Below are 12,120 nucleotides of genomic sequence, written 5' to 3' on the forward strand. Positions count from 1 at the left end.
AATGGCAGAAAAAAGAAAATATAGTAAAAAATACTGCAAATACACAGAAGCTAAGGTTGAATTTATAGATTACAAAGATACAACTCTTTTAAAATACTGCTTATCAGAGAGATTTAAAATTATGCCTAGACGTTTAACTGGTACAAGCAAAAAATATCAAGAAATGGTAGAAAAAGCTATAAAAAGAGCAAGACACGTTGCTTTAATACCTTATATAGTGGATCGTGACAACGTAGTTACAAACCCTTTTGAAGGCATGTAAAACATAAAAGTTTTGGTCTTTATGACCAAAACTACTTAAACCAACTTTTTATCTTATCAAAAATACCCTCATCGCCTGAACTTTCACCACTTTTTATACCAAAACTATTTTGAAGTTTTTCTAATAACTCTTTTTGTTCATCAGTTATTTTTTTTGGAGTATTTATAGCTATCTGCGCTATGAGTCTGCCCTTTAATTTTGTATGAGTATTTTGTATTCCTTCATTTTCAAGCACAAATTGTTGTTTATCTTTAGCCCCAACTGGAAGTTTGAGCTCGCTTTCTCCTCTTAAGGTTGGTATTTTTATAGTTTCACCAAGCATGGCTTGAGTAAAAAATACCGGAATTTCTATATAAACATCATCTCCATTTCTAACAAAATGCTCATCATCTCTTACGTTTATTCTTACGTAAAGATCTCCGCCGCCATTAGAAGATTTATTGCCTTTGCCTTGAATGCGTATTCGATTTCCATTATCAACGCCTTCTGGAATATTTATTTTGATATTATCGCTAGTTTCATTGTATCCATTTCCAGAGCAGTCTAAACATTTATCTTTTATAATCTCTCCGGTTCCACCGCAATAAGGACAAGTCTGAACAAAATTCATAAATCCTTGCCTATGACTTATCTTTCCACGTCCACCGCAATGTGAGCAAGTTGATTTTTTGCCATCTTTAGCTCCAGTAGCACTGCAAGTTTCGCAAGGCACTTTATAGTTGTATTTTATCTCTTTTTCACAGCCAAAAACAGCTTCATTAAAATTTAAAGTAATATTTACTTCTATATCTAATGGGTATTTGTAGCTATTTCTAGAACTTCTTGTTCCACCAAAATCACCGCCGAAAAATGAACTAAAAATATCTCCCAGATCAAATCCATCATCAAATCCGCTGCCGCTTAAACCATCTTTTCCATATCTATCATAAATACTACGTTTATTTTCATCGCTTAAAATTTCATAAGCTTCATTTATACGTTTAAACTTTTCTTCGGCTTCTTTATCGCCTTGATTTCTATCTGGATGATATTTTAGCGCAAGTTTTCTATATGCTTTTTTTATAGTTTCACCATCAGCATCTCTTGAAACTTCTAAAATTTCATAGTAATCAAACTCCAAACCGTTTCCTTTTAATTAAAATTTTAACCAAGTATTCTATCTAAAAAATAATAAATTTATCCCTAAATTTAAAAATATTTATATATAACAAATCTGCCTATAAAACTAACTTATTTTTAGTTCATTTACTAAATTTAGGTTAAGTTTTTACTATTTTTTTGATATAATAAAGCATAAAATTACAGGAGTAAAAAATGATAAATGTCCTAATGATAGAAGATGATCCAGAGTTTGCTCAAATACTATCTGAATATCTTTTGAAATTTAATATCAAAGTTACTAATTACGAAGATCCATATTTAGGACTTAGCGCGGGTATTAAAAACTATGACCTGCTTATTTTGGATCTAACTTTACCGGGAATGGATGGCTTAGAAGTCTGTAAAGAGATAAGAGAAAAATATGACATCCCAATAATAATAAGCTCGGCAAGAAGCGATGTAAATGACCGAGTTGTAGGACTACAAATAGGAGCCGATGACTACTTGCCAAAACCCTATGATCCAAAAGAGATGCACGCTAGAATCATAAGTCTAATAAGAAGATATAAAAAAACAAATGAGATACAAGAAGAGACTGCAGATACGGCATTTAAAGTAGATGATAAACGTCATGAAATTTCATATGGCGGTAATGTTTTAACACTAACCCCTGCCGAATACGAAATCTTAGAATATCTCATAAAACAACATAGTTTTTCAGTATCTCGCGAACAGCTAGTATATCACTGCAAAAGCTTGAAAGACAAAGATTCAAAAAGTCTTGATGTAATTATAGGAAGATTAAGATCAAAAATAGGCGATAGTTCAAAATCTCCTAAGCATATATTCTCAGTGCGCGGAATCGGTTATAAATTAATAGGATGAAATACTCTTTAACCACAAAAATTACAGTTATCTTTGCCATAGGATTTACTGTAATTTGTGCACTATTTTTTATGTTTTCAAAGCTTCAGCATGAAAGCGTGTTAGATAAAGTAAAAGAAAACCAGTATAACTCCATAAACTGGCTACTTTCACTATACAAAAAGTCAAATATGCCAGAAGATTGGGAGCAGTATTTTAAAAATTTTAATCTAGCATATATCAAAGATCCGAATTTAGAAAAAATAATATTAAATAACGGTGATCTGATCGAAAGAGTAGATACTCCAATAGGTATAATAGAAACTATTTTTTATAGAAACGAACTATTTTTGAGAATAAAAAATCAAAGTGTTGTTATAATGCTTCAAAGCACTTTAAAAGGGACAAATGATTCACTTTTAATAGGATTTATTATCACTATAGCACTTTTTATATCTTTATATGTTTCTATATTTAAAAGTCTTTTGCCGCTTAAAAATTTAAGAGACGATATAAGAAAATTTGCTGCTGGAAATATGGACAGCATATGCTGTAAAAACAATATAATAAAAGGCGATGACGAAATAGCCGAAGTCGCTTATGAGTTCAATAATGCTGCATGTAAAATAAAAGAACTTATCATGTCAAGACAGTTGTTTCTTAGAACTATCATGCATGAGTTAAAAACTCCTATCGGAAAAGGTAGAATCGTCAGCGAAATGTTAGACGATGAAACACAAAAAGATAGATTAGTAGCTATATTTGAAAGATTAAATATCTTGATAAACGAATTTGCAAAAATAGAACAACTATTAAGTAAAAGCTATGCTTTACAATACGAAAACTACCATTTTAGTTTGATACTTGATCAAACAAAAGATATATTGTTATTAGACGATTTTGACAATAAAGTAAGCGTAGATATAAAAGAAGATGCTCTTTTAAGGGTTGATTTTCAGCTATTTTCTTTGGCAATTAAAAATCTAATCGACAATGCGCTAAAATATTCAGATGATAAAAAAGCTATCATCATATGTGATGAAGAATACATCTGTATAAAAAACAAGGGAAATCCGCTTGAAAAACCTATTGAGCATTATAAACAAGCATTTATAAGAGATAACGCATCAAAAAATACGGGTATGGGACTTGGATTATATATCATAGAGCATATTTGCGCAATGCATAAATTTGGATTTTTATATGAATATACAGACGGTTATCATACATTTTTCATAACTTTTAAAAAGCCGACAAATGCCAAATCAAAAGCTTGAAAAATTTAACGAGCTTGTGTCTTGTTTTGAAAAAATACCGGGAGTAGGTAAAAAATCAGCACTAAAATATGCGTATCACGTAGCCCTACAAGACTCGTTTTTTGGTTTAAATTTAGCACATACCATAGAAGATGCTGTAAGATTTCTAAAACACTGCTCAATGTGCGGTGGAATAAGCGAAAATGAGATCTGTGATATATGCAGCGATATAAATAGAGATAAAAAAACCCTTTGTATAGTAGAAACGCCAAAAGATATATTAACCATAGAGTATTCAAACTCATTTAACGGTTTGTACTTTGTTTTCGATGATGCAAATAAACTTGATAAATTGAAATCCAATATCAAAGAAAATGGAATCAAAGAGCTACTTTTCGCTTTAACTCCTAGCATAAATAGCGATGGTATGATGCTATATATAGAAGATAAATTAAAAGATTTTGACGTAAGTTTTACAAAAATAGCACAAGGCATACCTACTGGAGTTAGTCTTGAAAATGTAGATATTTTATCTCTGACTAAAGCGATAAAAGATAGAAGATCTTTATAAAGTTAAAATTTAAATTTAGAAAAACAAAGCTTCTTGCATAAAAGATCTAATTTTTTCATTTTCAAATTTATTTTCATAAAAAATATTAAACGATAAGATAGCCTGAAAAAGCAGCATATCTTTTCCATCTTTGCAAGTGAGAGAACACGACTTTGCTAAATTTAAAAAAGGAGTATTTTTATTATAAATAACATCAAATGCAAATTTAGAACTATCTAACACTTGTTTTAAAATATCTCTATTAGCCGGCAAATGGTCGTCCGCAAGTCCCGCGGAAGTTGTATTAACAACTAAAGTGTAGCCTTTAGGCTTATAGTCTTGATGTGTAAAAAAACTGCAATCTTTGAAACTCTGTGCTCTGCTGCTGCTTCTATTTAATATTTCTACATCTATACCGTTTTTTTGAAGAATATAACAAATAGCTCTAGCCGTTCCGCCAGCCCCCAAAATCAACGCACTTTCGATATCTTTAAACTCACTTATAGCAAGCATAAATCCGGGTGCATCCGTATTATATCCAAATATTTTACCGTTTCTTTTTACAAGCGTATTTAACGAACCTATACTTTTAGCAGTTTCATCTATTTCGTCACACTGATTTAGAACAATCTCTTTAAATGGAACCGTGACATTTGCTCCACTCAATTCAAGTTTATTAAATGTATTTATTAACTCAAGTCCATCTTCTAAATGAACTCTGCCATAAAATCCAGCCAGCCCATAACCTTGTAAAGCAAGGTTATGTAGGCGTGGAGATATAGAATGATTTATAGGATTTCCAAAAACAGCAAAATACTTCACTACTGCACCTTAAATAAAAACGCACCGCTTGATATATTTTTTCTGATTTTTTCCATATTTGTATTTAGCTCTGCTCCATTATATGGTCCTATTAAGATTTTTACCACATTTTTTCCATTTACGGTTGTTTCATACGCATGATAATCAAATCCATTTTCTTTGATCTTTTTTATAAACGGATCATTTGAATTTACCTTAGAAAGAGACGCTACTTGTATATAGTTTCCACTAGCCAAATTTCCTGTTTTAGCCGGTTTAGTAACAGCTGCTTTTTGAGCTGGTTTAGCTGAAGGCTCGGCTTTTTTCTGAGTCGGTACCTTTGGAGTTATATTTTTATTTGTTTCGGCTTTTGGAGTATTATCTTTAGCAGGAACTACAGATTCAGGTGCTTTTAAAGGAGCGGCAACTGTCTGGTTATTATTCATAGCGGCTTGATTATTTTTATACTCATTTACTATATTTTCAAAATTATCCTTAGAATTAGTGTCTGAAATTATAGGGACTTGTTCAAAAATTTCGTTATTTGGAGTAGTAGCCGGCTGATTTGTTTCTACTCTAAGCTCCGGTTCTGATGGAAGAGCTAAACTCTCTTCTTTAGTATCTGTACTAGGACTGCCACCATTTAACAATTTCATGACTATAAGAACTATTACAAACAGTATTACCAGTCCAGCAACACTGATTAAAATTTTTCTTATTTTACTAGATTTATCATCTTCATTTTTATCTAGCAATATATCTTGCAGACCTTTGTTGTTCTCTTCCATATCTTTCTCCTTACATATGCTTTGACCAGCTAGCTCCACGCTCTTTTTGATATAGAGCATAAGGCAACGCTAAAATATTAAACTCGCGAGGCAAATCAAGACTAGGAAACATTCTCCATTCTTGAGGCAACTTTTGAGCCAACATAACAGATAATCTATTTGCTATCTGATATCCTTCGCTTAAAGTGGTGTGACCTTTATGAACATACAGATGAAGATGGCCCGGAGTCTTACTTTCATACGCTGTAAAATTTATAAAACCCTCTTCTCTAAGCATAAGTTGTGCCCTATGCCAAAAACGCTCTGGAGTTCTACCATTATAATCAAAAACTATATTTTCTATCTTATCATTTTTACTAATTAATGAATGAGCAGCTATTATCTTACGTTCTTCATGCTCTTTTTGTACATTATAATTAAGAGGCTCGTCTATTCTTTCAAATTTATCAAAAAAATGCCTACCTTTATATTCAATCTTATTTAAAATAGCATCACGTTTTATATAATAGTGATCTGTTATCATTTTAATTAAAGTTAAATCTATACTCTGCATTAGAACATCGCCTTGTCATAAATAATAAACTGGTGAGCAAGCTCTTTTAGTTCTGCTTTTATCTTCTCTTGTTTTGAAGAATTATCTATATCATCTAAAACATCTGCTATACGGTTTGCTATAAGCTCAAATTCACTCTCTTTCATGCCTCTTGCAGTAAGTGCCGGGCTACCTACTCTTATACCACTTGTTATAAACGGACTTCTAGTTTCGCCCGGAACCGTATTTTTATTTACTGTTATTCCTGCGTTACCTAAAGCGATATCTGCATCTTTTCCACTAAATTCTTTATTTAAAAAACTTACTAGAACAAGGTGATTGTCTGTTCCGCCGCTTACTAGATCATACCCTCTGTTTATTAAGACTTCTCCGAGTTTTTTAGCGTTTGTCTTTACTTGCTTAGCATAAACTTTCCACTCCTCACTAAGATTATGCTTAAATCCAACTGCTTTTCCAGCAATCACGTGCATAAGCGGCCCGCCTTGAATTCCCGGAAATATAGAACTATTTATTTTTTTAGCAAATTCCTCATCATTTGTCATGATGATACCGCCTCTTGGACCTCTTAATGTTTTATGAGTGGTTGAACTTACAACGTGACAGTGAGGAAATGGATTGTTATGTTCTCCTGCTACTACAAGACCTGCTATATGAGCAACATCGGCAAATAAATATGCTCCAACGCTATCGGCTATCTCTCTAAATTTCTTAAAATCAATCTCTCTAGCATAAGCACTAGCACCGCAAACTATCATTTTAGGTTTAGTTATATTTGCTATCTCTTCTACTTTATTATAATTTATACGTCCATCAAGCTCAACACCGTAGAAAAAGCTCTCATAGTTTTTTCCAGAGCTTGAAACTTTAGAACCGTGAGTAAGGTGTCCGCCATGGCTTAGATCCATACCAAGTATTTTATCACCAGGTTTCAAAAACGCTCCATAAACGCCTTGATTTGCCTGACTTCCGCTATTTGGCTGAACGTTTGCAAACTCGCAACCAAAAAGCTTTTTACATCTATCAATTGCTATTTGTTCTATCTCATCTACAAACTCACAACCACCATAATATCTTTTGCCAGGGTATCCCTCAGCATATTTATTTGTGAGTACCGAGCCCATAACTTCCATGACATCAGGATATGTAAAATTTTCGCTAGCTATCATCTCTAAATGATCGCACTGTCTTTCTAACTCTTTATTTACTAAAGAGTAAATATCCTTATCAAAACTTTCCAAACTCATTTTTTATTCTCCTTATTTTCGGTTTTTAGTGGTTTCATAGCAGGAAAAAGTATAACATCTCGTATAGACTTTTTATTTAGAAGCAGCATTACTAACCTATCAACGCCAAGTCCCCATCCTACGGTTGGAGACATACCATAGCCTAATGCTTGACAATAATCTTCATCCATCTCATGCGCCTCATCATCTCCTGCATTTTTTGCTTCTATTTGGGATTTAAATCTCTCATACTGATCAACTGGATCATTTAACTCATTAAATGCATTTGCCAACTCACGACCTGCGATGAACAGCTCAAATCTTTCGGCTACATTTTTATCTGCATCACTTCTTCTTGAAAGCGGGCTTATAGATATAGGAAAATCCACTATAAATGTTGGATTTATTAGCTTATCTTCAACATAATTATCAAAAAGTTCAGCTTGTAAATGACCAAGATCCAGCTTATCATTCGCTTCAAATTTATCTGCTTTTAATTTTGATAAAATTTTATCTTTATTAGTAACTATATCTCTGCTAATACCACCGATTTCAACTATAGCGTCTATGTATTTTACTCTAGCAAAAGGCTTAGAAAAATCAATACTTTTACCATCAAATTCGATAACTTGTGGTAAATTTAATCTATCTAATAAAACAGCAAATAACTCTTCAGTTAAATCCATTGCTTCAAAATAATTATGCCATGCCCAGTAAAACTCAATGCTTGTAAATTCCGGATTATGAGTAAGGTCCATTCCTTCATTTCTGAAACATCTATTCATCTCAAACACGGCTTCCATACCACCTACAATAAGTCTTTTTAGATATAACTCCGGAGCGATTTTCAAATACCTATCCACATCTAGTGCGTTATGGTGAGTGATAAACGGCTTTGCGTTTGCCCCGCCAGCTATCGGATGCATCATAGGAGTTTCAACTTCCAAAAAGCCTTTATCTTCAAAAAATCTTCGAATAGTGCTTATTATAAGTGAGCGTTTTACGAAATCGGCTCTAACATCTTTATCCATTATCATATCAAGATATCTTTGACGATATCTCATCTCGATATCGGTAAGACCGTGAAACTTCTCTGGAAGAGGACTGATAGCTTTACTAGCTAATACTATTTTACTTGCATGGATACTAAACTCACCGGTTTTTGTTATAAACGCGTATCCGGTGACTAATACTATATCTCCGACTTCCAGATTTTTTTTAAATTTAGTATAATCTTCTTCGCCTATACTGCCTAAAGAGTAGTAAATTTGAATATTATCATTTTCATCTTCCATATTTGCAAAAGTAGATTTTCCGGCCACCCTTTTTAGTTTCAAACGCCCTGAAATAGTTACTTCTTCATCTGCTTTTTTTTCATCGCCATTTAAATCTTTGATATAGGCAAATTTGGTTTTAAACTCGCTAATACTCATATCGCGTTTTAAAAAGTGAGGATATGGATTTACTCCTAAGCTTCTAAGCTCATCTGCTTTAGCTAACCTTGTTAATTCTAATTCATTTTCAAATATCACGTATCTTACCTCAATTCTTTTTCTTGTTGCACTCTTGGCATACTCCATAAAGCTGCATCATATGACCAGTGAGCTTAAATCCGTGTTCTTTTGATATAATAGATTGTCTTTTTTCTATAATCGGATCCTCAAATTCGATTATATTTCCGCAAGTTCTGCATATCATATGATCATGGTGCGGTTTTGTCGCTAACTCAAATTTCTTACCTTGAGCCCCAAAACTAATTGAAGTCACCATTCCGGATTCTTCTAATAAATTTAGACTACGATAAACAGTAGCGATACCTAAATTTAAATCAGGATGACTATCTTTTATATAAAGATAAAGTTGCTCTGGTGTAAAGTGATCACTATTATTATAAAGAGTTTTCAATAAAATCTCTCTTTGCTTTGTATATTTTAGACCATTATCTCTTAAAACCTTCTTGAAGCGATCAAGAAGCGTGTCGTATTCGATATTATCAACATTTGTCATTAGCTATCTATCCTCCTTTGTACTATTTGTCTCATTACTATCAACACTCATAGGCTCATTATCAAATTTGTCTATTGCATCTTGTTTTGTTCTATTTAAATCTATATTCATTATAAACTTTCCACTAGCCAAAAGAACCGGATAAACCTTGCTATTTTCAAAATATGGCTCAATTTTTTGGCTTAATACACTTATATTTGATATAATAGCGCAAAATATAGCAAAAACTAAAAATATTTTAGCGCTTCCTATAAAAAATCCTAATATTCTATCTAAAAACCCAAGTCCACTTAGAGACAACATCTTTGAAAATATATTTCCAGCTATCAAGCATACAAACCAAAATAGAATTAAAGTTACTAAAAATCCAAAGAAAAATGAAGAAGAATCGTTTAATTGATAAATATTGCTGCTTATAAGATCTCCTACGCTTTGAGCATTTCTGCTTGCTATAATAACTCCACCTATAAGTCCTATAAGCCCAAAAACCTCTTTTACAAGTCCGTTTATTATACCTTTTATACCTAATATAACCACAAGGGCTATAACAATAATATCAAACCAAGTTACAAAATTCATTAAATTGCACCTAACTTTCCAGCTAATTCTTGCTGATTTGTTGAATATCTTATAGCGTTTTCTTTTGTTATAAAACCCATTTGCACCGCCTTTTCCATCGCTTGAGTTTGTGTTTGCATACCTGTATTTTGTTGATTTAATTGTATTTGAGAGTAAATTTGATGAGATTTATTTTCTCTGATCAAATTTGAAATTGCATGATTATTTATCAAAACTTCATGAACGGCAAATCTGCCGTTATCTGCTTTTGGCACAAGAGTTTGAGATATAATAGCATTTAGAGATACGCTAAGCATATTTCTTACTTGAGCCTGCTCTGTCTCATTAAAACTATCGACTATTCTATTTATTGTTTGTACGGCTGAGTTTGTGTGCAAAGTACCAAATACCAAGTGTCCTGTTTCTGCGGCCGCTATAGCTATAGATATGGTCTCCGGATCTCTTAAATCACCTACTAATATTATATCCGGATCTTCTCTAAGAGCGTATTTCAAAGCCCTAGCAAACGATTTAGTATCGGTGCCTACGTTTCTATGAGAGAATAGAGAATTCTTATTTTGATGAACAAATTCTATAGGATCTTCTATGGTGATTATATGTTTTCGCTCAGTAATATTTATCTCATTTAGCAAAGCTGCTAAAGTCGTCGATTTTCCAGCTCCCGTTCCTCCAGTAACAAGAACAAGACCTTTTTCTTTTTTTACCAACTCTTTAAAAATAGCCGGAGCATTAAGATCATCAAGACTTGGTATATTTAGAGGTATCATTCTAAAAGCAGCCGCTAAACTTCCGTTCATAGTATAGTAGCAATTACCTCTAAAACGCCCTATTCCTGGTAATTCTAGAGCAAAATCTAAATCCTTGTTCTCTTCCAATTCGCTTTTTTGCGCATCAGTTAAAATAGTGTAGCATAAATTTTCTATATCGCTTCCATCTAAAACTTTACCTTCAAGCGGTCTTAAGCTACCATCAATTCTGATTTGAGGCTCACTTCTACCGACTAAATGTAGATCGCTCGCCTTGTTATGCATCACAGTTTTTAAAAGAGTTTCAATATTCATATTTTACTCTATTATTTTTGGTACTTCAAAATATCTATTTTGTTTTTTCGGAGCATGGGTCAAAATACCGTCTATAACGCTACCTTCTTTTGAAATATCTTCTCTAAACGGAGTTCCGCCTCCTATGGTGCTTACGGTAGCTTCTATGCCATCTAAGTCTAACTCATTTAATATATCAACAAAATCAACAATCTTTCCGAGCTGAGATTTAAACTCTTCGCGATTTTGATCTGGTATTTTTAGTGCGCTTAATTTCTCAAGTTTCTCAAGCATTTTGTCATCAATTTGCATAGAATACAACTCCATTTTTGATTTTTTATAAAATTATAACACATTTTCATTGGTTTTTAGTAATAAATTATCAAAATTAACTCAATTTTGAATAAGCAAGTTACCTACGAAGTTTAAAATTATGCTCAATTTATAAATTTACAAATAATATAGCTTCCTGTTTTATATTTTTAAGAAAATTTATGCTAGAATTACCAAAATTTTATGTTAAGGATACTATTTTGGCTATCAAAGACGATTTAAATTATATAAAAACAGAGATAAGTTCGCAAGAGCAATTTTTAGAAAATGCGATAAGAAGCGAAAGATTCATAAAAAAAAATAAAAAAATAATTATAGCGATAGTTGCAGTAGCAGTAGCAGCGTTAATAGCTTATGCGGTTTTAGATCAAATAAAATCAAGCAACATAACAGAATCAAACCAAGCTTATGCGGCTCTTTTATCAAATCCAAACGATAAAGAAGCAAAACAAACCTTAATGCAAAAAAATCCATCTTTATTTGCTCTTTATGCTATAAAAACAGCTTATGACTCAAATAACACTAAGATATTAGATGAAGCAACAAATCTAACTATCGATCCGCTTTTAAAACAAATTTTACAAAATGCAAAAGGAGAGAGCGGTGATGGACTTTTATCTACTTACAATTCGCTTGTAAAAGGATATGAGCTGCTAGCAGAAAACAAACTGCCAGAAGCTAAAATAGAGTTTTCAAAAATACCGTCAAATTCGCCATTAGAGCCTGTGGCTAAGAATCTAGAACACTATCAAGGAAAATAAAT

The 12,120-nt window shown here is 32.4% G+C and carries 15 protein-coding genes; 5 read left to right on the plus strand and 10 right to left on the minus strand.

What is annotated here, in order from left to right; genetic code table 11:
- Position 1: 1 nt before the first annotated feature.
- A complete protein-coding gene (gene rpsR, locus DQN38_RS05545; protein ID WP_002849757.1) occupies positions 2–262 on the plus strand; it encodes a 30S ribosomal protein S18 in 261 nt (86 codons plus the stop codon).
- 31 nt (positions 263–293) lie between these two features.
- Here rpsR and dnaJ read toward each other — a convergent pair whose 3' ends face one another.
- Positions 294–1,382 carry a molecular chaperone DnaJ gene (dnaJ, locus tag DQN38_RS05550; RefSeq protein ID WP_065844028.1) on the minus strand — a complete coding sequence of 363 codons (1,089 nt, stop codon included), beginning with the start codon at positions 1,380–1,382 and terminating at the stop codon, positions 294–296.
- Positions 1,383–1,576: 194 nt separating this feature from the next.
- Between dnaJ and DQN38_RS05555 the strand changes: the two genes are divergently transcribed.
- From DQN38_RS05555 to recR, 3 genes are read left to right on the plus strand one after another with little or no spacing between them, the layout of a single operon-like run.
- The gene (locus DQN38_RS05555; protein WP_002849759.1) at positions 1,577–2,248 is read left to right on the plus strand and encodes a response regulator transcription factor; all 672 of its coding nucleotides are present in this window, start codon (positions 1,577–1,579) and stop codon (positions 2,246–2,248) included.
- Positions 2,245–3,504, plus strand: a complete 1,260-nt coding sequence (locus DQN38_RS05560) for an ArsS family sensor histidine kinase (protein WP_011732094.1) — start codon at positions 2,245–2,247, stop codon at positions 3,502–3,504. Before DQN38_RS05555 ends, DQN38_RS05560 begins: the two co-directional genes overlap by 4 nt.
- Complete coding sequence (recR, locus tag DQN38_RS05565) at positions 3,485–4,054, plus strand: recombination mediator RecR (RefSeq protein WP_002849761.1); 570 nt, start codon at positions 3,485–3,487, stop codon at positions 4,052–4,054. The genes DQN38_RS05560 and recR overlap by 20 nt, the downstream gene beginning before the upstream one ends.
- A 15-nt stretch (positions 4,055–4,069) precedes the next feature.
- On the opposite strand, the gene DQN38_RS05570 is transcribed toward recR, so the two are convergent.
- From DQN38_RS05570 to gatC, 9 genes are read right to left on the minus strand one after another with little or no spacing between them, the layout of a single operon-like run.
- Positions 4,070–4,855, minus strand: a complete 786-nt coding sequence (locus DQN38_RS05570; protein ID WP_002849763.1) for a shikimate dehydrogenase — start codon at positions 4,853–4,855, stop codon at positions 4,070–4,072.
- Complete coding sequence (locus tag DQN38_RS05575) at positions 4,855–5,622, minus strand: SPOR domain-containing protein (protein ID WP_065844027.1); 768 nt, start codon at positions 5,620–5,622, stop codon at positions 4,855–4,857. The genes DQN38_RS05570 and DQN38_RS05575 overlap by 1 nt, the downstream gene beginning before the upstream one ends.
- A 10-nt stretch (positions 5,623–5,632) precedes the next feature.
- A complete protein-coding gene (locus DQN38_RS05580) occupies positions 5,633–6,175 on the minus strand; it encodes a DUF1882 domain-containing protein (RefSeq protein WP_111738207.1) in 543 nt (180 codons plus the stop codon).
- On the minus strand, positions 6,175–7,419 hold the full coding sequence (locus tag DQN38_RS05585; protein ID WP_111738208.1) for a serine hydroxymethyltransferase: 1,245 nt from the start codon (positions 7,417–7,419) through the stop codon (positions 6,175–6,177). Before DQN38_RS05585 ends, DQN38_RS05580 begins: the two co-directional genes overlap by 1 nt.
- Positions 7,416–8,927, minus strand: a complete 1,512-nt coding sequence (gene lysS, locus DQN38_RS05590; protein ID WP_225893286.1) for a lysine--tRNA ligase — start codon at positions 8,925–8,927, stop codon at positions 7,416–7,418. Before lysS ends, DQN38_RS05585 begins: the two co-directional genes overlap by 4 nt.
- A gap of 13 nt (positions 8,928–8,940) precedes the next feature.
- Positions 8,941–9,405, minus strand: coding sequence for a Fur family transcriptional regulator (locus DQN38_RS05595; protein ID WP_002849768.1), 465 nt, complete (start codon positions 9,403–9,405; stop codon positions 8,941–8,943).
- A 3-nt stretch (positions 9,406–9,408) separates the two neighbouring features.
- The gene (locus tag DQN38_RS05600; RefSeq protein WP_002849774.1) at positions 9,409–9,984 is read right to left on the minus strand and encodes a CvpA family protein; all 576 of its coding nucleotides are present in this window, start codon (positions 9,982–9,984) and stop codon (positions 9,409–9,411) included.
- Entirely contained in the window at positions 9,984–11,045 is a 1,062-nt protein-coding gene (locus DQN38_RS05605; RefSeq protein WP_120655514.1) for a type IV pilus twitching motility protein PilT, read from the minus strand. The genes DQN38_RS05600 and DQN38_RS05605 overlap by 1 nt, the downstream gene beginning before the upstream one ends.
- Positions 11,046–11,048: 3 nt before the next feature.
- On the minus strand, positions 11,049–11,336 hold the full coding sequence (gatC, locus tag DQN38_RS09010) for an Asp-tRNA(Asn)/Glu-tRNA(Gln) amidotransferase subunit GatC (protein ID WP_002849777.1): 288 nt from the start codon (positions 11,334–11,336) through the stop codon (positions 11,049–11,051).
- A gap of 182 nt (positions 11,337–11,518) precedes the next feature.
- Between gatC and DQN38_RS05610 the strand changes: the two genes are divergently transcribed.
- The gene (locus DQN38_RS05610) at positions 11,519–12,118 is read left to right on the plus strand and encodes a hypothetical protein (RefSeq protein ID WP_225893264.1); all 600 of its coding nucleotides are present in this window, start codon (positions 11,519–11,521) and stop codon (positions 12,116–12,118) included.
- Positions 12,119–12,120: the final 2 nt, after the last annotated feature.

Origin of the sequence: Campylobacter fetus subsp. fetus (assembly GCF_900475935.1) — a bacterium.
Lineage (GTDB): Bacteria > Campylobacterota > Campylobacteria > Campylobacterales > Campylobacteraceae > Campylobacter > Campylobacter fetus.

Excerpts from the sequence above, each read along its gene's own strand:
- rpsR (WP_002849757.1), top strand. The coding sequence starts at position 2 with ATGGCAGAAAAAAGAAAATATAGTAAAAAATACTGCAAATACACAGAA.
- DQN38_RS05555 (WP_002849759.1), top strand. The coding sequence starts at position 1,577 with ATGATAAATGTCCTAATGATAGAAGATGATCCAGAGTTTGCTCAAATA.
- DQN38_RS05560 (WP_011732094.1), top strand. The coding sequence starts at position 2,245 with ATGAAATACTCTTTAACCACAAAAATTACAGTTATCTTTGCCATAGGA.
- recR (WP_002849761.1), top strand. The coding sequence starts at position 3,485 with ATGCCAAATCAAAAGCTTGAAAAATTTAACGAGCTTGTGTCTTGTTTT.
- DQN38_RS05575 (WP_065844027.1), bottom strand. The coding sequence starts at position 5,622 with ATGGAAGAGAACAACAAAGGTCTGCAAGATATATTGCTAGATAAAAAT.
- DQN38_RS05580 (WP_111738207.1), bottom strand. The coding sequence starts at position 6,175 with ATGCAGAGTATAGATTTAACTTTAATTAAAATGATAACAGATCACTAT.
- DQN38_RS05585 (WP_111738208.1), bottom strand. The coding sequence starts at position 7,419 with ATGAGTTTGGAAAGTTTTGATAAGGATATTTACTCTTTAGTAAATAAA.
- DQN38_RS05595 (WP_002849768.1), bottom strand. The coding sequence starts at position 9,405 with ATGACAAATGTTGATAATATCGAATACGACACGCTTCTTGATCGCTTC.
- DQN38_RS05600 (WP_002849774.1), bottom strand. The coding sequence starts at position 9,984 with ATGAATTTTGTAACTTGGTTTGATATTATTGTTATAGCCCTTGTGGTT.
- DQN38_RS05605 (WP_120655514.1), bottom strand. The coding sequence starts at position 11,045 with ATGAATATTGAAACTCTTTTAAAAACTGTGATGCATAACAAGGCGAGC.
- gatC (WP_002849777.1), bottom strand. The coding sequence starts at position 11,336 with ATGCAAATTGATGACAAAATGCTTGAGAAACTTGAGAAATTAAGCGCA.
- DQN38_RS05610 (WP_225893264.1), top strand. The coding sequence starts at position 11,519 with ATGCTAGAATTACCAAAATTTTATGTTAAGGATACTATTTTGGCTATC.